The 21347-nt window shown below is 69.0% G+C and carries 19 protein-coding genes; 8 read left to right on the top strand and 11 right to left on the bottom strand.

Annotation, left to right across the window (positions count from 1 at the left end; genetic code table 11):
- Positions 1-135: 135 nt before the first annotated feature.
- On the bottom strand, positions 136-1197 hold the full coding sequence (zapE, locus tag EAO79_RS13590; protein WP_079705894.1) for a cell division protein ZapE: 1062 nt from the start codon (positions 1195-1197) through the stop codon (positions 136-138).
- 137 nt (positions 1198-1334) lie between these two features.
- On the opposite strand from zapE, the gene EAO79_RS13585 reads away from it, so the two are divergent.
- Together EAO79_RS13585 and EAO79_RS13580 are read left to right on the top strand one after the other, a co-directional pair.
- Entirely contained in the window at positions 1335-2237 is a 903-nt protein-coding gene (locus EAO79_RS13585) for a sulfurtransferase (protein WP_124769315.1), read from the top strand.
- A gap of 83 nt (positions 2238-2320) precedes the next feature.
- The gene (locus EAO79_RS13580) at positions 2321-2755 is read left to right on the top strand and encodes a SufE family protein (protein ID WP_071260092.1); all 435 of its coding nucleotides are present in this window, start codon (positions 2321-2323) and stop codon (positions 2753-2755) included.
- 16 nt (positions 2756-2771) lie between these two features.
- On the opposite strand, the gene EAO79_RS13575 is transcribed toward EAO79_RS13580, so the two are convergent.
- Entirely contained in the window at positions 2772-4028 is a 1257-nt protein-coding gene (locus tag EAO79_RS13575) for a S9 family peptidase (RefSeq protein ID WP_124769314.1), read from the bottom strand.
- A gap of 25 nt (positions 4029-4053) precedes the next feature.
- Between EAO79_RS13575 and EAO79_RS13570 the strand changes: the two genes are divergently transcribed.
- The 4 genes from EAO79_RS13570 (at position 4054) to EAO79_RS13555 (ending at position 9312) form a co-directional block, all read left to right on the top strand.
- The gene (locus tag EAO79_RS13570; protein ID WP_079002473.1) at positions 4054-4650 is read left to right on the top strand and encodes a DUF3000 domain-containing protein; all 597 of its coding nucleotides are present in this window, start codon (positions 4054-4056) and stop codon (positions 4648-4650) included.
- Entirely contained in the window at positions 4643-5890 is a 1248-nt protein-coding gene (locus tag EAO79_RS13565) for an HRDC domain-containing protein (RefSeq protein ID WP_124769313.1), read from the top strand. The genes EAO79_RS13570 and EAO79_RS13565 overlap by 8 nt, the downstream gene beginning before the upstream one ends.
- A 74-nt stretch (positions 5891-5964) precedes the next feature.
- Entirely contained in the window at positions 5965-7170 is a 1206-nt protein-coding gene (locus EAO79_RS13560) for a thiolase family protein (protein ID WP_124769312.1), read from the top strand.
- Positions 7171-9312: a 3-hydroxyacyl-CoA dehydrogenase NAD-binding domain-containing protein gene (locus EAO79_RS13555; RefSeq protein ID WP_124769311.1), complete on the top strand. Its 2142-nt coding sequence runs from the start codon at positions 7171-7173 to the stop codon at positions 9310-9312.
- Positions 9313-9417: 105 nt separating this feature from the next.
- Here the strand turns inward: EAO79_RS13555 and EAO79_RS13550 are convergent, their stop codons facing one another.
- From EAO79_RS13550 to dut, 7 genes are all read right to left on the bottom strand, one after another.
- Positions 9418-10395 carry an aldo/keto reductase gene (locus tag EAO79_RS13550; RefSeq protein WP_124769310.1) on the bottom strand — a complete coding sequence of 326 codons (978 nt, stop codon included), beginning with the start codon at positions 10393-10395 and terminating at the stop codon, positions 9418-9420.
- Positions 10392-10775, bottom strand: a complete 384-nt coding sequence (locus EAO79_RS13545) for a MerR family transcriptional regulator (RefSeq protein ID WP_124769309.1) — start codon at positions 10773-10775, stop codon at positions 10392-10394. Before EAO79_RS13545 ends, EAO79_RS13550 begins: the two co-directional genes overlap by 4 nt.
- A 55-nt stretch (positions 10776-10830) precedes the next feature.
- Positions 10831-12795 (bottom strand): 1-deoxy-D-xylulose-5-phosphate synthase, encoded by a 1965-nt coding sequence (gene dxs, locus EAO79_RS13540; RefSeq protein ID WP_124769308.1) that lies wholly within the window; start codon positions 12793-12795, stop codon positions 10831-10833.
- Positions 12796-12938: 143 nt separating this feature from the next.
- The gene (locus tag EAO79_RS13535; RefSeq protein WP_124769307.1) at positions 12939-15758 is read right to left on the bottom strand and encodes an aconitate hydratase; all 2820 of its coding nucleotides are present in this window, start codon (positions 15756-15758) and stop codon (positions 12939-12941) included.
- Positions 15759-16002: 244 nt separating this feature from the next.
- A complete protein-coding gene (locus tag EAO79_RS13530; RefSeq protein ID WP_124769306.1) occupies positions 16003-16680 on the bottom strand; it encodes a DUF3159 domain-containing protein in 678 nt (225 codons plus the stop codon).
- 117 nt (positions 16681-16797) lie between these two features.
- The gene (locus tag EAO79_RS13525; RefSeq protein WP_086473327.1) at positions 16798-17418 is read right to left on the bottom strand and encodes a DUF3710 domain-containing protein; all 621 of its coding nucleotides are present in this window, start codon (positions 17416-17418) and stop codon (positions 16798-16800) included.
- The gene (gene dut, locus EAO79_RS13520) at positions 17415-17924 is read right to left on the bottom strand and encodes a dUTP diphosphatase (RefSeq protein ID WP_079705885.1); all 510 of its coding nucleotides are present in this window, start codon (positions 17922-17924) and stop codon (positions 17415-17417) included. Before dut ends, EAO79_RS13525 begins: the two co-directional genes overlap by 4 nt.
- A gap of 38 nt (positions 17925-17962) precedes the next feature.
- Here dut and EAO79_RS13515 point away from each other — a divergent pair, with 38 nt between their 5' ends.
- Entirely contained in the window at positions 17963-18409 is a 447-nt protein-coding gene (locus tag EAO79_RS13515) for a DUF3093 domain-containing protein (protein WP_079705884.1), read from the top strand.
- 103 nt (positions 18410-18512) lie between these two features.
- Here EAO79_RS13515 and EAO79_RS13510 read toward each other — a convergent pair whose 3' ends face one another.
- The gene (locus EAO79_RS13510; protein ID WP_056005937.1) at positions 18513-18806 is read right to left on the bottom strand and encodes a DUF4193 domain-containing protein; all 294 of its coding nucleotides are present in this window, start codon (positions 18804-18806) and stop codon (positions 18513-18515) included.
- 199 nt (positions 18807-19005) lie between these two features.
- On the opposite strand from EAO79_RS13510, the gene sepH reads away from it, so the two are divergent.
- A complete protein-coding gene (gene sepH, locus EAO79_RS13505; protein WP_124769305.1) occupies positions 19006-20124 on the top strand; it encodes a septation protein SepH in 1119 nt (372 codons plus the stop codon).
- Between the two features lie 12 nt (positions 20125-20136).
- On the opposite strand, the gene EAO79_RS13500 is transcribed toward sepH, so the two are convergent.
- Positions 20137-21279 carry an alkaline phosphatase family protein gene (locus EAO79_RS13500; RefSeq protein WP_241160882.1) on the bottom strand — a complete coding sequence of 381 codons (1143 nt, stop codon included), beginning with the start codon at positions 21277-21279 and terminating at the stop codon, positions 20137-20139.
- Positions 21280-21347 lie beyond the last annotated feature (68 nt).

Below are 21347 nucleotides of genomic sequence, written 5' to 3'. Positions count from 1 at the left end.
TCGGTCTCGCCGTCCGACTCGGTGCAGCGACCAGTCTGCGGAACGGAGGTTTCCGCACGACTGTCAGCGTGTTTCCGATGTGTTACGCGAGTGCCGCCCAGGTAAACAGCGTGTTTCGTGACCCGGTGCGACGGGTCAGTCCATCGAGGTGAGGGCGATCATGCGCGACATCGCGCGCAGGTACTTCTTGCGGTATCCACCGTTGAGCATGTCTCCGCCGAACACCTCGTCGAGGGCCGTGCCGGTCGTGACCACGGGGATCTGTGCGTCGTACACCCGGTCGATGAACGCGACGAGCCGGAGCGCCTGGCCCTGGTCGGTCAACTCGTGGACATCGCGGAGCGCGATCAGGTCGACGCCGTCGAGGAGTCCGATGAACCGTGAAGGGTGGACGGCGGCGAGGTGGGTGATGAGACCGTCGAAGGTGTCGACCGTGACATCTCGGTCGGCGGCCGCCGCCTCCGCGGTACGGGCGTCGAAACGCTCCTCGGAGCTCACCACGGCGTGTCCCTCGATGCTGCGGCGGCGGTAGTCGGTGCCGTCGATGCGGAGGGTCTCGAAGTTGGCGCTCATCGCCTGGATCTCGCGGAGGAAGTCGGCTGCGGCGAAGCGGCCCTCCCCCAGGGCGTTCGGCGGCGTGTTGGAGGTAGCCGCGATCCTCGTTCCGGTCGCGACGAGTTCACCGAGCAGTCGGGTCATGACCATCGTGTCCCCCGGGTCGTCGAGCTCGAACTCGTCGATGCAGATGAGCGTCGCGCCCGTCAGCTGCGCGACCGCCGCCGCGTAGCCGAGCGCACCGACGAGGGCCGTGTACTCGATGAAGGTGCCGAAGTACTTCTTCCGACCGGGTGCATCGTGCCAGAGCGCCGCGAGGAGGTGCGTCTTGCCGACGCCGAAGCCACCGTCCAGGTAGATGCCCGGCTTGGCCGCCGGTGCCTTGGGCTTCCGCCGTCCGAAGAAGCCGCCACCGCCACCGGCCTGGGGCGCGAAGAAGCCGCGGAGCTTCTCGACCGCGGCCGCCTGGCCCGGGAAGTCGGGATCCGGACGGTACGAGTCGAAGCTCGCCTGTTCGAACTGCCGGGGTGGCGTCAGGCTCGCGACGATCTCGGCACCACTGACCGTGGGGACACGGTCGGTGAGGCTGCGGAATCCGGTCGGGACGGAAGGCGTGGTCACGGCAAACCTCTGGCTCTGCATGGGTGCTGGGGTTACGGCGTCTGACGCATCGGTGCGGTTCGGTGGTGCGGACGGCGTACTGTCGAAGGGACAGGCTTCCAGCCTAGATGCACGACACCCGAGCCCCACCGCAGCCAGCTGCACGACCGGAGGTACCCATGACCGTCGACGCCGATTCGACCTCGACCAAGTTCACCGCCTACGCCCACCCCGAGCGCCTCGTCACGGCGGAGTGGCTCGAAGCACACCTGGGTGAACCCGGTCTCGTCGTCGTCGAGTCCGATGAGGACGTCCTCCTCTACGAGACCGGCCACATCCCCGGCTCGGTGAAAGTCGACTGGCACACCGACCTCAACGACCCGGTCGAGCGCGACTACATCGACGGAGCCGCCTTCGCCGCACTGCTCGGATCCAAGGGGATCTCGCGAGAGGACACCGTCGTCATCTACGGCGACAAGAACAACTGGTGGGCCGCCTACGCCCTGTGGGTCTTCAGCCTCTTCGGACACGAGGACGTCCGGCTGCTCGACGGTGGACGCGACAAGTGGATCGCGGACGGCCGGGCGATCACCCGCGATGCCACGGAGCGCGAAGCCGTCGAGTACCCCGTGGTGGAGCGCGACGACTCGGCCCTCCGCGCCTACAAGGACGACGTGCTCGCCCACCTCGGCAAGCCGCTCATCGACGTCCGCTCCCCCGAGGAGTACAGCGGTGAACGCACCACGGCGCCCGCCTACCCCGAAGAGGGTGCGCTCCGCGCCGGTCACATCCCGAGTGCGCAGAGCGTCCCGTGGGGCAAGGCGGTCGCCGACGACGGCACCTTCCGGCCGGCCGAGGAGCTGGACGCGATCTACCGCGACGGCGCAGGCCTCGCCGAGGGCGACGAGGTGATCGCCTACTGCCGCATCGGCGAGCGGTCGAGCCACACGTGGTTCGTCCTGCAGCACCTGCTCGGGTTCGACAACGTCCGCAACTACGACGGGTCCTGGACGGAATGGGGTAGCGCCGTGCGCGTGCCGATCGTCCAGGGTGCCGAGCCGGGCGACGCACCGACGCGCTGAACTCGTCCACCCACCGCCCTTCCGCACGGCTGCACTGTGCGGGAGGTCGGTCCGCTGTTCCTGGCTGCGATACTGGAGTGACCATGACCGATTCCCTCCTCGCCCCGAACCTCGCCGAGATCCGAGATGAGTTCCTCGCCGTCGAGGAACGCTCACGGCTGCAGCTGCTCCTCGAATTCAGCGACGAGCTGCCGGACCTCCCGGAGCGCTACCGCGACCACCCCGATCTGATGGAGCGGGTGCTCGAGTGCCAGGCGCCCGTGTTCTTCTTCGTCGAGGTCGACGAGGACGGCATCGTGCACCTGTTCGCGACGGCCCCCGAGGAAGCGCCGACCACTCGTGGGTTCGCGAGCATCCTCGTCCAGGGGCTCGCCGGACTCACCGTCGACGAGGTGCTCGCCGTCCCCGACGACTTCCCGCAGATGATCGGACTCTCCCGAGCGGTGTCGCCACTGCGACTGCGTGGGATGTCGGCGCTGCTCGGCCGGACGAAGCGCCGCCTCCGCGAACTCGCCTGAGTCGTCGGCCCGTCGGTCAGTGCCCGGGCGGTAGCGGCACGAGCTCGTCGAGCCAGTCCGAGACCGCGGCGGTCCAACGCTCCGGGTCGTAGTTCCAGAGCTTCGTGTGACGGGCGACGGTGAACGGCACGAACGTCACGATGTCCGGTCGTGCGAGGGCGAGCGCCCGCGACGGCCCTGCCGGGACGTAGCCGTCGTCGTCACTGTGCATCAGCAGGATCGGCAAGGCGAGGTCGGCGGCGTTGGCGACGTAGTCGAGCCGACCGAGGTCGATGCTCGTCGCCTGCCCGGTCAGAAGGCGTCCCCACCGGCGGCTGATGGCGAGCAGGGCGACCCGACCGACCACGCTCGGGATCCGGTTCTCGCGGGCCTGGTGCTGCAGGACGTCCACCCAGTCGATGACCGGCGAATCGAGCGCGACGGCCCGGAGGAGTTCGGGGTGCGTCGTCCGCCGTGAGGCCTGGAGCACGATCGCTCCGCCCATGGACCAGCCCATGAGTACGACGTCGGCGGCGCCCTGTTCACGCACCCAGCCGATCGCGGCGTCCACGTCGCGCCACTCCTCGTCGCCGAGCGCGTAGCGGAAGTCCAGCGCGGGCGGAGCGTCGCCGTCGTTGCGGTAGGAGACGAGCAGGCACGAGTATCCGGCGTTGCGGAAGCTCGGCACCGCTCGGAGCGCCTCGGATCGCGTGGTCCCCCGGCCGTGCACCAGGACGGCCCAGCGGGTGGACGGTCCGCCCTCCGGGTGGATCGCCCACGCCGGCGCCGGCCCGAGTGGGGTCGGTACGAGCACGTCCTCGTGGGCGAGGCCCAGCTCCTCCGGGCGGCGGAAGAACCAGCCGCTGAACTCGGCCTCCTGACCGACGCGGAGTGCGTCGACGTCGCCGCCGAGGAGGGTCCGGACCACGGTGTGCTGCCGTACCTCGAGGATGTCGCCCAGCTGCACGTACGCGGCACGTCTCGTCACCCAGCTGCCGTAGCGGCCGGGGACGATCGTGTCCGGGGACGCGACGAGTTCGACCGTCCCGCCAGCACGGTCCAACCCGACGATGCGAGCCTCACTCGGGCGGTCCCGAGCCGGGACCACCACCTTGCGGGCGATGGTCGCGACGACGGCGAGCCCGAGGGCGCCGACGGCGGCAGCGGCTCCACCGGCGATGACGATCGCATCCGTCGCTGAACCCCGCCGTCGAATGCCGGTGCTCGCCGCTCCTCGACCGCCTGCCTGCGACCCGGGTCCGCGTCTCCGCCCGGCGTGCCTCTGCCCATTCATCGGGATGTAACTCTAGTCTTCACTCGTGGTAGAGAGTCCGACGACGGCAAAGGTTCCCGAAGAGTTCGCCCGAGCGGTGGACGCTGTTCGCGCTGCAGCCGTCCGGCCCGATCTGAGAGTCACGGAGATCCCCGCGCCGAGCAATCTCGCGCCGTTCGCCATCGCCCTCGCGGCCGACGTCTCACCGAGTCGCCACGATGCTGACTCCGACCTCGGTACGGGGCGGTTCGTCCTCCTCTACGACCCGGACGGCTCTGACGCCTGGGGTGGACGCTTCCGCGTCGTCTGCTTCGCCCAGGCCCCCCTGGAGACCGAGATCGGACTCGACCCGTTCCTTGCCGAGGTCGCCTGGTCCTGGCTCGTGGACGCCCTCGACACCCGCGGCGCCTCCTACCAGGCGGCGTCCGGCACCGCGACGAAGATCATCTCGAGTGGTTTCGGGGAGCTCGCCCGGCAGGGCGACGGCGCACAGATCGAGCTTCGAGCGTCGTGGACACCGCTGGAGAGCGACGTCGCGGCGCACGTGGAAGGATGGGGAGAGCTGCTGTGCATGCTCGCCGGCTTGCCTCCGACCACCGAAGGGGTCTCCCTGTTGTCCGTCAAACGAGCTCACCGTGAGTGACGCGGCGCCCGAATCAGCACCGCTCCTCCCCCCGCCCGCGCCCACCGCACCACGGGTCGTCACCGACACCCGCGAGGCCTACCTCGCCTCACTCGAGGTGCTCGCCGCGGGTCACGGACCGTTCGCGCTCGACGCCGAACGCGCGTCGGGTTACCGGTACTCCCAGCGCGCCTACCTCATCCAGGTCTACCGTCGCGGTGCCGGGGTCTTCCTCTACGACCCGCCCGCCATCGGCTCCATGGCCGAACTCGGCGCCCTGATCCAGGGTGAACGCTCGATCCTGCACGCGGCCAGCCAGGACCTCGCCTGTCTGCGCGAAGTGGGCATCGACCCGAGCGAGCTCTTCGACACCGAGCTGGGGGCCCGTCTGCTCGGGCTGCCGCGTGTCGGGCTCGGCGCAGTGGTCGAGGAACTGTTGGGCATCCATCTGGCGAAAGAGCACTCCGCCGCCGACTGGTCGACCCGCCCGCTCCCCGCCTCCTGGCTCGAATACGCGGCGCTCGACGTCGAGTTGCTCGTCGACGCCGCGGAGGAACTGGCCGCCCGCATCGAGGACGCCGGGAAGAGCGACATCGCGCGCCAGGAGTTCCAGGCGACGCTCGCCCGAGAGGCGAAGGCACCCCGCGCCGAGCCCTGGCGCCGCCTCTCCGGACTCCACGCCGTGCGCGGACAACGCAACCTCGCCGTCGCTCGCGAGCTCTGGGTCGCGCGTGACGAACTCGCGCAGCGCCGCGACACCGCCCCCGGGCGGCTCATCCCCGACGCCTCGATCACCGCGGCCGCGAAGGCCAACCCCGGCTCGAAGCGCGACCTCGCAGCGCTCTCGGACTTCCGTGGGCGCGCGAGCCGCACCGAACTCGACCTCTGGTGGAACGCGATCCACACCGGCCAGACCACCGAGGACCTCCCCGGTGCCCGACCGGCGAGCGACACGCTGCCACCCCCGCGCAGCTGGTCCGACAAGAACCCGGACGCGCACGCCAGGTACACCGCGGCACGGACGAAGATCCTCGCGACGGCGGAGTTCCTGACGATGCCGGTCGAGAACCTGCTCACGCCGGAGACGCTGCGCCGACTGGCCTGGACGCCGCCCGAACCGCTCACCGTCGAGACGGTCGCCGCGGCACTCGCCGAGCACGAGGCACGCCCCTGGCAGATCGACGCGACCGCCCGGGCGATCACCGACGCCTTTGTCGAGTCGGCCCAATCCCCGGCGGAGCCTGACCCGGACGCTTCGTAGGAAGCGCTGCACCCGGGTGTCCACCCGTGTCTGCCGCCTAGGATCGGGGCGTACCCCGAGAATGAGGAGGCAACGTGGCCGAACAAGCCGACGTCGTATTCGTTGATGGAGTCCGGACACCGTTCGGACGAGCCGGCGAAAAGGGCATGTATTGGAACACCCGGGCTGACGACCTGATCGTCAAGGCGATCATCGGACTGCTCGAACGTCATCCTGGTCTGCCGCTCGACCGCATCGACGAGGTCGCCATCGCGGCGACGACCCAGCAGGGCGACCAGGGGCTCACGCTCGGCCGCACCGCCGCGCTGCTCGCCGGCCTCCCGAAGTCCGTCCCCGGATTCGCGATCGACCGCATGTGCGCCGGAGCGATGACCTCGGTCACGACGCTTGGCAGCGGCATCGCATTCGGTGCCTACGACCTCGTCCTCGCCGGTGGCGTCGAGCACATGGGACGTCACCCCATGGGGCTGGACGCCGACCCGAACCCGCGGTTCCTCGCCGAGCGCCTCGTCAGTGAGGACGCGCTGAACATGGGCAAGACGGCCGAGCGCATCCACGACCGGTTCCCGCAGCTCACGAAGGAACGCTCCGACCGCTTCGGCATGCGCAGCCAGCAGAAGGTCGCGGCCGCCTACGAGGCCGGACGGATCCAGCCCGACCTCGTCCCGGTCGCGCTCCGGAGCGACAGCGGATGGGGACTCGCCACCGGCGACGAAGGGCTCCGGCCCGAGACCACGATGGAGGGGCTCGCCGGACTGAAGACGCCGTTCCGGCCCCACGGCCGTGTCACCGCAGGCAATGCCTCGCCGCTGACCGACGGCGCCACGGTGAGTCTGCTCGCCAGTGCCTCGACGGCGAAGGAGCTCGGTCTCACGCCGAAGATGCGCCTCGTCAGCTTCGCGTTCGCGGGCGTCGAGCCCGAGATCATGGGCATCGGTCCCGTCCCCTCCACGGAGAAGGCTCTGCGGAAGGCCGGTCTGTCGATCGAGGACATCGGTCTGTTCGAACTGAACGAGGCCTTCGCCATCCAGGTGCTCTCCTTCCTCGACCACTTCGGCATCGACGACGAGGACCCGCGGGTGAACCCGTGGGGTGGCGCGATCGCCGTCGGGCACCCGCTCGCAGCCTCCGGCGTCCGACTCATGATCCAGCTCGCGGCGCAGTTCGCCGAGCACCCCGAGGTGCGCTACGGCCTCACGGCGATGTGCGTCGGCCTCGGCCAGGGCGGCACCGTGATCTGGGAGAACCCGTACTTCACCGGCAAGAAGGGACGCAAGTAGATGACCGACTACACGACCATCGACTTCTCGGAACTCGTCACGATCAGCGGCGACGACGAGGTCGTGACGCGCTCCTTCGTCAAGGACGTCACCACGGCGAGCGGGCGCACGATCGCGCTCATCACCCTCGACAACGGACGCGACCACACGAGGCCGAACACGCTCGGCCCGGTCACGCTGCTCGAGCTCGACGGCGTCCTCGAGGCGCAACGGACCCGTGCCGCATCCGGCGAGATCGACGGCGTCGCCATCACGGGCAAGCCGTTCATCCTGGCGGCCGGCGCCGATCTGAGCAAGGTCGGCGACATCCCGTCCCGTGAGGTCGCGACCAAGCTCGCGCAGCTCGGCCACCATGTCTTCGGCAAGCTCGAGGACCTCGGCGTACCGACCTTCGTCTTCATCAACGGACTCGCGCTCGGTGGCGGACTCGAAATCGGCCTCAACGCGAACTACCGGACCGTCGACGCCTCGGCGCCAGCGATCGCGCTCCCCGAGGTGTTCCTCGGACTCATCCCGGGCTGGGGCGGCGCCTACCTGCTCCCGAACCTGATCGGCATCGAGAACGCACTCAACGTCGTCATCTCCAACCCGCTCAAGAACAACCGGATGCTCAAGGCGCAGGACGCGCTCGCCTACGGAATCGCCGACGTCATGTTCCCCGCCGCCAACTTCCTCGAGGACTCGTTGCGCTGGGCCGACGGGGTGCTCGGTGGCACCGTGACCGTGCAGCGCAAGAACGTGCCGGGCAAGGTGGAGCGGACGATCAAGTGGCCGCTCGCGATCAGCACCGCCCGCAAGATGCTCGAGAGCAAGATCGGCACGGTCGCGAAGTCGCCCTACGCAGCCCTCGACCTGCTCGAGGCCGCCCGCAGCGGCACGAAGGCACAGGGGTTCGAGCGGGAGGACCGGGCGCTGTCCGAGCTCATCGTCGGCGACCAGTTCCAGGCGAGCATGTACGCGTTCGATCTCGTGCAGAAGCGCGCCAAGCGCCCTGCAGGAGCGCCCGACAAGCAGCTCGCCCGTCGGGTCACCAAGGTCGGCATCATCGGGGCCGGGCTCATGGCGAGCCAGTTCGCGCTGCTCTTCCTCCGGCGACTCCAGGTGCCGGTGGTCATCACCGACCTCGACCAGGGCCACGTCGACGCCGGCGTCGCCCGGATCCACGGCGAGATCGACACGCTCCGCGGGAAGGGCCGCATCTCCCCCGACGAGTCGAACCGCCTGAAGGCGCTCCTGTCCGGCACCACGGACAAGGCCGACTTCGCGGACTGCGACTGGGTCATCGAGGCCGTCTTCGAAGAGGTCGGCGTCAAGCAGAGCGTGTTCGCCGAGGTGGAGCAGTACGTCTCGGAGCAGACGGTCCTCGCGACGAACACCTCCTCGCTCTCCGTCGAGGAGATCGGGGCGAAGCTCGCGCACCCCGAGCGGCTCGTCGGCTTCCACTTCTTCAACCCGGTCGCCGTCATGCCGTTGCTCGAGGTCGTCCGTACACCCCAGACGGACGACGAGACGCTCGCGACAGCCTTCGCCACCGCGGCGAAGCTGAAGAAGAGCGCCATCCTCACCGCAGACGCTCCCGGCTTCATCGTCAACCGGCTCCTGGCGAAGGTCATGGGTGAGGCGGCGCACGCCCTGGACGCCGGCACCCCGCTGCTGACGGTCGAACGTGCCTTCGCGCCCATCGGCCTGCCGATGACGCCCTTCCAGCTCATCGACCTCGTCGGTTGGAAGGTCGCCGCGCACGTGCAGGACACGATGGTCGGGAAGTTCCCCGACCGGTTCTTCGCGTCGGAGAACCTCCACCGGCTCGCCGGCCTGGACTCGGTGGTCGAGAAGGACAAGGGCGGCAAGGTGACCGGCTTCACGAAGCAGGCCCAGAAGGTGCTCGTCACCGGCGACAGCCCGCTCAGCGAGGACGAGATCCTGCGACGGGTCGAGGACGGCCTCGCCTCGGAGATCAAGCTCATGTTGGACGAGGGCGTCGTCTCAGCCGCCCAGGACATCGACCTCGGCCTCATCCTCGGTGCGGGTTGGCCGTTCCAGGACGGCGGAGCGACGCCGTACCTGGACCGCGTCGGTGCGAGCGAGCGTGCCTTCGGCGACACCTTCCACCACCCGCCCATCCAGGGCGTCCAGGCGTAGTCCGCGCGGTGTCGCGAGAGCGGGGTGTCCTCCACCATTGGTGGACGGCACCCCGCTCTCGTCGTTGGACCTCGAGCGACGCCGGCCCTCAGCGCATGCCGGAGCTCAGCGGTTGACGGTGCTCATGTCCGGATACCGGTCGCCGGCCGGGAGACGGAGTGCGTCGAGTCGAGCGAGCGCGTCGGCCGACAGGGAGAGCTCGTCGGCGCCGAGGTTCTCCTCGAGGTACGGGATCCGCTTCGTGCCGGGGATCGGCGCGATGTCGTCACCCTGGGCCAGCAACCAGGCGAGCGCCACCTGGGCCGGTGTCGCATCGAGCGACGCGGCGATCCGGTCGACCTCTTCGACGATCGCGATGTTCGCAGCGAGGTTGTCCCCCGTGAAGCGCGGGTTGGCGCGACGGAAGTCGGTTTCGTCGAGCACGTCGAGCGATCGGATCGTGCCGGTGAGGAACCCACGACCGAGCGGCGAGTACGGGACGAAGCCGATGCCCAACTCACGGACGGTCGGCAGGATCTCCGCCTCGGGGTCGCGGCTCCAGAGCGAGTACTCCGTCTGCAGAGCCGTGATCGGGTGCACGGCGTGTGCACGCCGGATCGTGTCCGGAGCCGCCTCCGACAGACCGATGTACCGGATCTTGCCCTCGGTGACGAGCTCCGAGAGTGCACCCACCGTCTCCTCGATGGGCACGCCCGGATCCACGCGGTGGAGGTAGTAGAGGTCCACGACGTCGGTCCCGAGCCGGCGCAGCGATCCCTCGATCGACAGGCGCACGTTCGCGGCGCTGCCATCGGCGCCGAACTGTCCGTCACTGGAATTGCGGATCGTCCCGAACTTGGTCGCGAGGGTCACCTCGTCCCGGCGTGACCCGAGTGCAGCTCCGAGCAGTTCCTCGTTGAGGTAGGGACCGTACATCTCAGCGGTGTCGAAGAAGGTGACGCCGAGGTCCAGGGCACGGTGGATCGTCGCGGTCGACGCCGCATCGTCGAGGGCGGCACCGGTGTAGAACGCCGACATCCCCATGCAGCCGAGGCCGATCCGGGCGATGTCTGGTCCCGCTGTGCCGAGTGTGATGTGCTTCATCGTGTTGCCACCTGTTCTGTGTAGAGTTCGATCTTGCGATCGATGACCTTCAGCGACTGCTGCATCTCCTCGAGGCGGGCCAGGAACGAGATCCGATGCCGCAGCAGCAGCTCGAGCCTCGCCTCGGCGGTGTCGTCACCGCGCTGAGCCAACTCCGTGTACTCGCGGAGCGTCGCGATCGGCATGCCCGTCGATCGAAGCCTCGTCAGGAACACGACCCAGGACACGTCGCCCTCGCTGTAGCGGCGGTGCGTCGATGAGCTGCGGCCGATCGGACGTGGCATGAGCCCTGCGCGCTCGTAGTAGCGGAGCGTATGGACGCTCAGTCCGGTTTGTTCGGCGACGTCGGAGATGGCGTAGCCCTCGTGGAGAGTGGTCATGTCCACACGATACGACTTCGAGTGCACTCGAAGTCAAGCGCGTCACAGCCCGCGGTCAGGCGCCGTGCGGCCTCGTCGTGCTCCGCTCCGAAGACGTGTCCTGCTCGACGCGGTCGTCAGGCAGTGGGCGGGCGACGGGGATCCGGCTGCCGAGGACCTGTGCCACGACGTCACGGGCGATCTGCTGCGCTGTGAGGCCCGCATCCTCGAGGATCTGCTCGCGGGACGCGTGGTCGATGAACTCGTCCGGCACGCCGAGCTCGTCGACGGCCGTGTCGACGCCGGCCTCGCGGAGGGTCTGCCTGATGCGGGTGCCGATACCTCCGACGCGGATGCCGTCCTCGATGGTGATCACGAGCCGATGCGCCGCGGCGAGCTCGACGAGCGATCCGGCGACGGGGACCACCCAGCGGGGGTCGACGACGGTCGCGCCGATGCCCTGCTGGGCGAGCCGGTCCGCCACGTCGATCGCGATGGGCGCCATCGGGCCGACGGCGACGATGAGGACGTCCGGCTGTTCGGTCGTCCGGAGGACGTCGACACCGTCGTGGAGACGTTCGACGGCCGGGAGCTCGGCGGGGGCGCTGCCCTTCGGGAACCGGATGACGGTCGGGGCGTCGTCGATCGACACGGCCTCGCGCAGTTCCTCGCGCAGCCGCTCACCATCGCGCGGCGCCGCGATCCGGATACCCGGGACGACCTGGAGGATCGCGAGGTCCCATATGCCGTGGTGGCTCGGTCCGTCGGGGCCGGTCACGCCGGCGCGGTCGAGGACGACCGTCACTCCCGCACGGTGCAGCGCGACGTCCATGAGCAGTTGGTCGAAGGCGCGGTTCACGAACGTCGCGTACACGGCCACCACCGGGTGCAGCCCACCGAACGCGAGCCCGGCCGCCGAGGTGAAGGCGTGCTGCTCGGCGATGCCGACGTCGTGCACGCGCTCGGGGAAGCGTTCGGCGAAGGCGTGGAGCCCGACCGGTCGCAGCATGGCGGCGGTGATGGCCACGACGCGGTCGTCGGCCTCGGCCACCGCGAGCATCTCCTCGCTGAACACGGCCGTCCAGGACGGGCGGGCGGCCGCCCCGACGGGCTCCCCGGTCTCGGGATCGATCACGCCGACGGCATGGAACTGATCGGCGTCGTCGTCCCGTGCCGGCTGGAACCCACGACCCTTCTCGGTGATCGCGTGGACGATCACCGGCGCACCGTAGTGCTTCGCCTGGGTCAGGGCCTCCTCCATCGCGTGGATGTCGTGTCCGTCGACCGGCCCGATGTACTTGATGTCGAGGTTGGAGTAGAGCGCCTCGTTGTTCGTGAGGCGGGACAGGAACCCGTGGGCACCTCCGCGGACGCCCCGATAGAGCGCGCGTCCCGGACCGCCGAGGAGGTTGAAGGCCCGCTGGCTGCGCTCGCGCAGGTCGCGATAGCTCCGGCGGGTCCGCACACCGCTCAGGAACCGTGCCATACCGCCGATGGTCGGCGCGTACGATCGACCGTTGTCGTTGACGATGATGACGAGCCGGCGGGTGTTGTCGTCGCTGATGTTGTTGAGCGCCTCCCACGTCATGCCGCCCGTCAGCGCACCGTCGCCGACGACCGCGACCACATGGCGCTCGTCCTGCCCGGTCATCTGGAAGGCGCGGGAGATGCCGTCCGCCCAGCTGAGCGAGCTCGAGGCGTGCGAACTCTCGACGATGTCGTGCTCGGATTCGGAACGCTGCGGGTAGCCGGCGAGGCCGCCCCGGGTCCGGAGCCCACTGAACTCCTGGCGGCCGGTCAGGAGCTTGTGCACGTAGGACTGGTGACCGGTGTCGAACACCATCGGGTCCGTCGGGGAGTCGAACACCCGGTGCATCGCGATGGTGAGTTCGACGACGCCGAGGTTCGGACCGAGGTGTCCGCCGGTCTTGGAGACGTTGGCGATGAGGAAGGCGCGGATGTCGCCGGCGAGTTCGACGAGTTCCGCTTCGGAGAGACCGTCGAGGTCCCGGGGTCCGTTCACCTGATCGAGCACTGTCATGCTGTCGTCCCTCCACCGTGGGCCGACCGATCGCTCGGAGCCCGTCTTTCGAGTGTACGCGTCGTGGGCGGGGTGGGCGGCGAACGCCGCAGGCCGGCCCCGACGGTTGCTGTCGGGACCGGCCTGGTGGTAGAGCCTCGTCGTCAGACGAGGCTGCGAAGCACGTACTGCAGGATGCCGCCGTTGCGGTAGTAGTCGGCTTCACCGGGCGTGTCGATGCGGACGACCGCGTCGAACTCGACCGGCTCCTTGCCGGGAGCCGAGTGCTCGCTCGGGACGGCGCTCACGCGGACCGTCTTCGGCGTGGTGCCGTTGTTGAGCTCCTCGAGACCGGCGATCGACACGATCTCCGTGCCGTCGAGTCCGAGCGAGGCCCAGCTCTCGCCTTCCGGGAACTGCAGCGGGACGACGCCCATACCGATGAGGTTCGAGCGGTGGATGCGCTCGAAGCTCTCGGTGATGACCGCCTTGACGCCGAGGAGGCTCGTGCCCTTGGCCGCCCAGTCGCGGGAGGAACCGGAGCCGTACTCCTTGCCACCGAAGATGACGAGGGGCGTGCCCTCGGCCTGGTAGTTCTGCGACGCGTCGTAGATGAACGACTGCGGTGCGTCGGCCTGCGTGAAGTCGCGGGTGTAGCCGCCCTCCACGCCGTCGAGCAGCTGGTTCTTCAGGCGGATGTTCGCGAACGTGCCGCGGATCATGACCTCGTGGTTGCCGCGGCGCGAGCCGTAGGAGTTGTAGTCCTTACGACCGACGCCGTGCTCGTCGAGGTACCGGCCTGCGGGCGAGTCGGCCTTGATGTTGCCGGCCGGGCTGATGTGGTCGGTCGTGACCGAGTCGCCGAGCTTCGCGAGGACGCGGGCACCGACGATGTCGGAGACGGGGGTCGTCTCCATGGTCATCCCGTCGAAGTACGGGGGCTTCCGCACGTACGTCGACTCCTCGTCCCACTCGAAGGTCGAGCCCTCGGGGGTCTGGAGCGAACGCCAGCGCTCGTCGCCGTCGAAGACGCCGCTGTACTCGTGGTCGAACATCTCCTTGTTGATGGAGGTGTCGATCGTGTCCTGGACCTCTGCCGCGTCGGGCCAGATGTCCTTCAGGAAGATGTCGTTGCCGTCGGCGTCGACACCCAGGGCGTCGACCTCGAAGTCGAAGTTCATCGACCCCGCGAGGGCGTAGGCGATGACGAGCGGCGGGCTCGCCAGGTAGTTCATCTTGACGTCCGGGTTGATCCGGCCCTCGAAGTTGCGGTTGCCCGAGAGGACGGCGGTGACGGCGAGGTCGTTGTCCTGGACGGCGGTCGAGATCTCGTCGAGCAGCGGACCGGAGTTGCCGATGCAGGTCGTGCAGCCGTAGCCGACCGTGTAGAAGCCGAGGTCTTCGAGGTACTCGGTGAGACCGGCCTTCGCGTAGTAGTCGGTGACGACCTTGGAACCCGGAGCGAGCGTGGTCTTGACCCACGGCTTCGCCTTCAGGCCCTTCTTGCTGGCGTTCCGGGCCAGGAGGCCTGCGGCCAGCATGACCGACGGGTTCGAGGTGTTGGTGCACGAGGTGATCGCGGCGATCGCGACGGCGCCGTGGTCGAGGGTGAAGTCGACCCCGTTCTCCTCGAGGGTGACCTGGGTCGGCTTCGAGAGGGATGCCGGAGCGTGGCTGCGGTGCGTGTGGTGGTGGTGGTTGTTCTCGTCCTCGTCCTGCGGCGTGGTGCCGGCCGGGTCGGAGGCGGGGAAGGAACCGGCGCCGACGAGGTCGACGATGTCGTGCTCGACCGTGGCGTAGTCGACGAGGTCGCGCTCGAACTGGGCCTTCGCGTCCGTCAGTTCGATGCGGTCCTGTGGGCGCTTCGGGCCGGCGATCGACGGGACGACGGTGGCGAGGTCGAGCTCGAGGTACTCGCTGAAGACCGGCTCCTGGTCGGCGTCGTGCCACAGCTTCTGGGTCTTGGCGTAGGCCTCGACCAGTGCGATCTGCTCGTCGCTGCGACCAGTGAGGCGCAGGTAGTCGAGCGTGACGTCGTCGATCGGGAACATGGCGGCCGTCGAGCCGAACTCGGGGCTCATGTTGCCGATGGTGGCACGGTTCGCGAGCGGCACCTCGGCGACGCCTGCTCCGTAGAACTCGACGAACTTGCCGACGACCCCGTGCTTGCGGAGCATCTGGGTGATGGTGAGGACGACGTCCGTCGCCGTGACACCCGTCGGGATGGAGCCGTTCAGCTTGAAGCCGACGACCTTCGGGATGAGCATCGAGACGGGCTGGCCGAGCATGGCGGCCTCCGCCTCGATACCGCCGACGCCCCAGCCGAGCACGCCCAGGCCGTTGACCATGGTCGTGTGCGAGTCGGTGCCGACACAGGTGTCGGGGTAGGCGCGCAGGACGCCGCCGACCTCGCGCGTCATGGTGACGCGGGCGAGGTACTCGATGTTGACCTGGTGCACGATGCCGGTTCCCGGCGGGACGACCTTGAAGTCGTCGAACGCCGTCTGGCCCCAGCGGAGGAACTGGTACCGCTCGCCGTTGCGCTCGTACTCGAGCTCGACGTTGCGCTCGAGCGCGTTCTCGCTGCCGAAGAGATCGGCGATGACCGAGTGGTCGATGACCATCTCGGCCGGGGCGAGCGGGTTGATCTTGTCGGCGGAGCCGCCGAGTGCCTCGACCGCTTCGCGCATGGTGGCGAGGTCGACGATGCACGGCACGCCGGTGAAGTCCTGCATGACGACGCGAGCCGGGGTGAACTGGATCTCGGTGTCGGGGTCCGCGGTCGGAACCCAGTCGCCGATCGCGCGGATGTGTGCCTCGGTGATGTTGGCACCGTCCTCGGTGCGCAGCAGGTTCTCGAGGAGCACCTTGAGGCTGAACGGCAGCTTCTCGTGACCCTCCACCGTGTCGATGCGATAGATCTCGTAGTCGGTCGTCCCGACAGTCAGGGTGTCTTTCGCCCCGAAGCTGTTCACGGTGGACATATCGTCTTCTCCTTCGTTGGCGGCGGCGAGTGCTCACTCACGTGCGTTCCGACCAATCTTGCTGCTGGCGGGTGCTCCGCGGCTAGCAAGGCTTGCCTAACTACAGGCTGGGGCGCGTCGTGTCATCTCGGCATCGCTCATCTATCTTGATGTCGAGACAATTCTAGCATCGAGGATCGGGTCCTCTGGACATGACGAGAGCCCGGTCCGACACGCTGACGCGTCGGGCCGGGCTCTCGGCGGATCACTCGGTGGATGCCTGCGGCGCCTTCGGGAACACGGCGCGGACGACGAGCCAGCTGAGGACGAGCAGTGGTGCGTAGAGCGGGATGCCCATGAGGAGCCGGAGCGTCCCGAGGAGTTCGACGTTCCCACTGAAGTAGAGGGGCAGCTGCACGAGGAGCCGTGCGGCGAACATGGCCACCCACACCAGCGTGAGCCACCGCATGGCGCGTCGTTGTCCGGGGTGGGAGCGCCAGCTCGTGCCGCTGCCCATGAGGTAGCCGGCCACGAGTCCGACGACGGGCCACCCGGCGAGCACCGAGACGAGGAGGGCCACGGCGTAGGCGCCGTTGGTCCAGAACCCGACGACGTAGAAGTCCTCAGCGCGCCCGGACAGCAGGGCCAGGGCTGCTGAGAGTGCGATGCCGAGGAGGCCGCCGACGGCCTGTGTCACCGGCTGCCGCTGCACGAGGCGTGCAATGGAGAAGAGGACCCCGAGTGCGACCGGAGCGATGATCGACGGGAGCAGGTCGAGGGTCAGCGTGTAGACGACGAGGAACAGGAGTCCTGGCAGGATCGCCTCGACGATGCCGCGCACGCCGCCCATGGCGAGCAGCAACGCCTTGCCGGTGGGGGCGTCGCCCTCGGCCATCGCGCCCAGACCGGACTTGCGTGCGGCGGCACCGAACGCAGCGGACATCGATTCACCGAGCCGCTGCCGATCCGCATCTCCCGTGGCATCAGGGGAACCCGACGCGTCACGGCGATCGACCGGGTCGACTCCGCGGGGCTCCGGTTCTCGTGCGTCCGTCATCGACTACGCGCTCGTGGCGGTCGGCATACGCAGCGGGATGAGGTCGCGCGGCGGCATGGGCGAGTTGCCCCGGACGACGACGAGGCTGCGGAAGAGGTCGTCCACGAGCGCTGCGGCGTCCGGCTTCGACGCGCCCTCCCCCGCGACGACGCCGCGGAGGAACCAGCGCGGACCGTCGACGCCGATGAAGCGTGCCAGGTGGGTCGCGTCGGTGCCTGCGGCACCACCGGTCGGCACCTCGGCGACGAGCTCCGGGCCGAACTCGCCCTCGCGCTCGGTCACGGTGCCGCCCTGCTGGGCGATCTGCTCGGCGATCTGCGACCGGGTCTCGTTCCACAGGCCGGTCGACCGCGGCGCGGCGAACGGCTGGACCTGCAGGGTGGAACCGGCGTAGTCGAGACCGACCGCGACGACCCGCTTCGTCGCCTCCTCCACCTCGAGGCGGAGGTTCAGTCCTTCGCGAGGCAGCACCTTGACGCCACCGAGGTCGATGTAGGGGCGGACGGGGTTCGCCTCGCTCTCGTCGAACGGGCCGGCGGTCTCGCGGTCCTCGGGTGCGGACTTCGCGTCGTCGGGCAGCTCCGCGTCGAGGTCGAGGTCTGGGAGGTCTTCGAGTTCGCTCATGCGAGGGTTCCTGTCTGCGCGGCACCGTCGGTGCTGATGGTTGGGTCGGTGGCGGCCGGTGTCGTGGCGAGCGAGCCGACGCCGGTCGAACCGAAGCCTCCGGCTCCTCGTGCACTGCCTGGCAATCGCTCCACCGGGATGAAGTTGGCGCGGGACACCGGCATCACGATGAGCTGGGCGATGCGGTCGCCCGGTTCGACGGTGAAAGAGGTGTGACGGTCGGTGTTGAGGAGCGTGACCTTGATCTCGCCGCGATACCCGGCGTCGACCGTGCCCGGCGAGTTGACGACGGTGATGCCGTGTTTCGCCGCGAGGCCGCTTCGTGGGACGACGAACGCGGCATGGCCGTCGGGCAGTGCGATCGAGACGCCGGTGCCGACGAGGGCGCGCTCACCCGGCTCGAGCACGACGTGCTCGGCGGACACGAGATCCGCACCCGCATCGCCGGGGTGTGCATAGCCGGGCAGATCCGGCGCGATAATGAGTACGTCAACGCTTTCGGTCACGAATCGAGGGTAGTGCAGTTCTCTGAGACAAGGCAGACATGCAGCCGTACCGTGAAACCCTCTGGCCCAGCCCCTGGGTCATCATCGCCCTCGCCCTCGTGGTGCCGGCGACCATGCTCGTCCTCGCGCCCGTTTCGCTCGCGGCGGGGATCGTCGGGGCGGTGGTGCTGTACGGCGGGTGCCTTGCGCTGGCGTTCGGGACGGCGCCGAGGATCCAGGTCTCCGAGTCGAGCCTGTCGGTCGGAAAGGCGTCGATCCCGCTCGGGTTCATCGGTGAGGTCGTGGTGTACACCGGGACGGACGCGACCGCGCAGCTCCGCACCAAGCTCGATGCACGCGCCTGGCTGATGATCCGCGGGTGGGTGCACAGCCTCGTGAAGGTGGAGATCGTCGATCCCGCCGACCCGACGCCGTACTGGCTGCTGTCGTCCCGTCGGCCGCAGGCCCTGGCGGATGCGATCGCCGCCGCGCGCACGCACGCCTGAGGCGGCCACCGCTCGAACCGGTCACTGCTCGAAGCCGAAACGACAGAACCCCTCCGGATCGTGATCCGGAGGGGTTCTGTGTGCCGCTTGTGCGGCGGTGCTGTCAGGCTGCGCACTCCGCGCAGATCGGGCCGAACTTGCCCTCGTGGTCGAGCTGCGAGCGGTGCTTCACGAGGAAGCACTCCATGCAGGTGAACTCGTCCGCCTGGGGCGGGAGCACGACGACGTCGAGGTCGAGGTCGGAGAGGTCGGATCCACCCAGGTTGTAGTCACCCGGGTTGTCAGCGTCTTCGGAGTCGACGACTCCGGACAGCTTGTCTGGAACGCGCTCCTTCAGGGCCTCGATCGACTCGGAATCGTCGTCGGTCTTGCGGGGAGCGTCGTAATCAGTTGCCATGCCTATCCACTTCTCGATGCCGTCGGAACAAAATCGGCGGGCACAGTTTGCATCAGTTCCGCATGAATTGCAAACCGTGTTCGGGAGGGTGTGCGGAACCTTCCCGTGCAACTGACGGCACGCCCGGCGTATTCCCCGAATACGCCCGTGATCCGTGAGAACGTGGGTCAATCACGTGGCACGCTGAGAGGCATTCATCATGCAGGAATTGAAGGTAGTCGGAGCGGAGCTCGGCGCTCTGATCGTTGCAGATCGGAACGAGGAGGAATACCGCCTCATCGTCGACGATTCTTTCCACGTCCACCTGCGGCGGGCGAAGCCGGCCGGTGCGCCGATCGGTGGGAACACCAAGATCTCCCCGAGGGAAGTGCAGGCGCACATCCGCAGCGGGCTCTCCGCCGAGGACGTCGCAGCGGTCACCGGTGCGTCACTGGAGTACGTGCAGCGGTTCGAGGGTCCGGTGATGGCGGAGCGCGAGCACATCGTCGGCACCGCCCTGGGTGTCGCCGTCCTGCCGACGACGGACACGTCGGCCGACGACATCGAAGCCACCTTCGGGAACGTCATCCGGGCTCGACTCGAGAAGCTCGGCGCGACCGACGAACGGTGGACGAGCTGGAAGGAGCCTGAGGGTGGCTGGATCGTCAAGCTGTCCTTCACGGCCGACCAGGTCGACCACGACGCCCGCTGGGCGTTCGAGCCGAAGAAGCTCGCCCTCACGCCAATCGGGAGTGAAGCCACGACCCTCTCGCGTCAGGGCGACCTGCCGGCCGCGCTGATCCCCCGCTTGCGTGCGGTCGACACCGACGACTCCCCCGACACCTCACGCTTCGACAGCGGCGCGTTCTCCCTGGACCGCGTGTCGACGCCGCAGCAGAGCGAGACCGACCGTCCCGCCGAGACGCGTCCGATCGAGCCGTTGCCGTTCGCGGCCGACACGGGCTTCGGCCGTGCACCGTCCTCGAAGGCTGCGACGCAGGCCGCGATCAACCGTGAGGCCTCGAGCCCCGAGCAGCACAACCAGACCGCCGACCTGTTGGAGGCGCTCCGCAAGCGCCGTGGAGAGCGGGAGGCCGCCCCCAGCGACCCCGAACCTGCCGAGCGCCCCAGTGCGCCGCACGCCGTCCCGGACCAGCAGACCCCGCTGGCGGTGTTCGACACCGGTGAGTTCGAGGCCGCCCAGCAGCGGCGCGCGGGCGATGCCGAGTCCTCCGATGGCGGCACGCCGTCCGGAGCCAAGGCGCGCCGCGGCCGGGCGTCGATGCCGTCCTGGGACGAGATCGTGTTCGGTGCGAAGTCCGACGACGACCCGGTCTGATCGGTCAGGACCTCAGGGCTCGTAACGACCGAGGCCGAGGAGCGGTATCCGGCGTTCCTCGTCGGTGAGTGATCCGTGCTGTCCGATCATGCCCCTCGCGCTCTGATCGGCAGGACGTGAGTCGTAGTAGGCGATGCGCTTCCGGGCTGCGACGATGACGTCGCCGATCCGTGGCAGCACCTCAGGGTCGACCTCGCCGTACCAGCCGTGGTCGATCGCCTGCTCGCGTGTCGCGATCCAGGCACGGCTGCCCTCCTCGGCTCGCCAGGCCTCAGCCAGGCGCTCCCGATCCGCTGGACCCGCGTCGGCGTCGAGATAGAGGTGAAGGCATCGCGGCTCGCCGCCGATGTGGCGGACACCGGCGACCAGCTCGGGGACCTGGTCGAAGAGCACCTGCTGGTGCTGTGCGACGTCGATCACCCCGTGGTCGGCGGTGATGAGCGCGCCGGTCGACGCGGGCAAACGTGACGACCACCGCTTGAGATCGCCGTCGAGCTCCTCGAGGAGCGCCGTCCAGCGGCCCGACTCCCACCCGTACTCGTGCGCCGCCTGATCGAGCTCGGGGACGTACACGTAGCTGAGTGTGGGTCCGGCGGTCGTGGACACGATCTCTCGGGCCGCGTCGAGGCGGTCCGCCATCGAGCGTCCGGCCCGGTAGTCCGCCCCTCGGAGCACGGCTCGGGTGAAGCCCGAATTGCGGTACCGTTCCTGACCGATCACCGTCGTGGTGACGCCTTCGCCTCTCGCTCGCTCGAACACGGTCGGGAGGCGCTGCCAGGTCTCGGGCACCATGCCGGCGTCCCAGCCGCTGAGTTGGTTCACGACCCGGTCCCCCGCCACGTCCCGTGCTCGGTAGCTGACGAGGCCGTGCCGACCCGGCAAGGCCCCGGTGGTCAGCGTCGCGATGCCGGCCGCGGTCGTCGACGGGAACGCCGACGTCGTCGTGGAGCGCGGGCCGAGGCGCGGCGCGAGGAACCGAGCGTGGGCGGCGGCTCCGCGGAGGTTCGCGGCGCCGAGGCCGTCGACGAGGACGACGACGGCATGGTCGGCCCGGGGCAGCGATCCACCGCCCACCGTCAGGGATGCGAGGCAATCCGGGAGGACACCGGCAAGGCTGCGTGACTCCGGATCGACCGTCGGTAGCATGGTGGTCATCGGGCTCAGTCTCGCACACCGCGCTGACGACCACGCCCCGCCATCCTCGCCGAGCACCGGCTCGACTC

Source organism: Plantibacter sp. PA-3-X8 (genome assembly GCF_003856975.1).
In the GTDB taxonomy this organism is placed as follows: domain Bacteria; phylum Actinomycetota; class Actinomycetes; order Actinomycetales; family Microbacteriaceae; genus Plantibacter; species Plantibacter auratus.
This window is presented reverse-complemented; position numbering and strand designations above follow the sequence as displayed.

Bases quoted from the DNA above. Each gene is read 5' to 3' on its own strand.
- zapE (WP_079705894.1), bottom strand. From the start codon at position 1,197: ATGCAGAGCCAGAGGTTTGCCGTGACCACGCCTTCCGTCCCGACCGGA.
- EAO79_RS13585 (WP_124769315.1), top strand. From the start codon at position 1,335: ATGACCGTCGACGCCGATTCGACCTCGACCAAGTTCACCGCCTACGCC.
- EAO79_RS13580 (WP_071260092.1), top strand. From the start codon at position 2,321: ATGACCGATTCCCTCCTCGCCCCGAACCTCGCCGAGATCCGAGATGAG.
- EAO79_RS13575 (WP_124769314.1), bottom strand. From the start codon at position 4,028: ATGAATGGGCAGAGGCACGCCGGGCGGAGACGCGGACCCGGGTCGCAG.
- EAO79_RS13555 (WP_124769311.1), top strand. From the start codon at position 7,171: ATGACCGACTACACGACCATCGACTTCTCGGAACTCGTCACGATCAGC.
- EAO79_RS13550 (WP_124769310.1), bottom strand. From the start codon at position 10,395: ATGAAGCACATCACACTCGGCACAGCGGGACCAGACATCGCCCGGATC.
- EAO79_RS13545 (WP_124769309.1), bottom strand. From the start codon at position 10,775: ATGACCACTCTCCACGAGGGCTACGCCATCTCCGACGTCGCCGAACAA.
- dxs (WP_124769308.1), bottom strand. From the start codon at position 12,795: ATGACAGTGCTCGATCAGGTGAACGGACCCCGGGACCTCGACGGTCTC.
- EAO79_RS13535 (WP_124769307.1), bottom strand. From the start codon at position 15,758: ATGTCCACCGTGAACAGCTTCGGGGCGAAAGACACCCTGACTGTCGGG.
- EAO79_RS13530 (WP_124769306.1), bottom strand. From the start codon at position 16,680: ATGTCCGCTGCGTTCGGTGCCGCCGCACGCAAGTCCGGTCTGGGCGCG.
- EAO79_RS13525 (WP_086473327.1), bottom strand. From the start codon at position 17,418: ATGAGCGAACTCGAAGACCTCCCAGACCTCGACCTCGACGCGGAGCTG.
- EAO79_RS13515 (WP_079705884.1), top strand. From the start codon at position 17,963: ATGCAGCCGTACCGTGAAACCCTCTGGCCCAGCCCCTGGGTCATCATC.
- EAO79_RS13510 (WP_056005937.1), bottom strand. From the start codon at position 18,806: ATGGCAACTGATTACGACGCTCCCCGCAAGACCGACGACGATTCCGAG.
- sepH (WP_124769305.1), top strand. From the start codon at position 19,006: ATGCAGGAATTGAAGGTAGTCGGAGCGGAGCTCGGCGCTCTGATCGTT.
- EAO79_RS13500 (WP_241160882.1), bottom strand. From the start codon at position 21,279: ATGACCACCATGCTACCGACGGTCGATCCGGAGTCACGCAGCCTTGCC.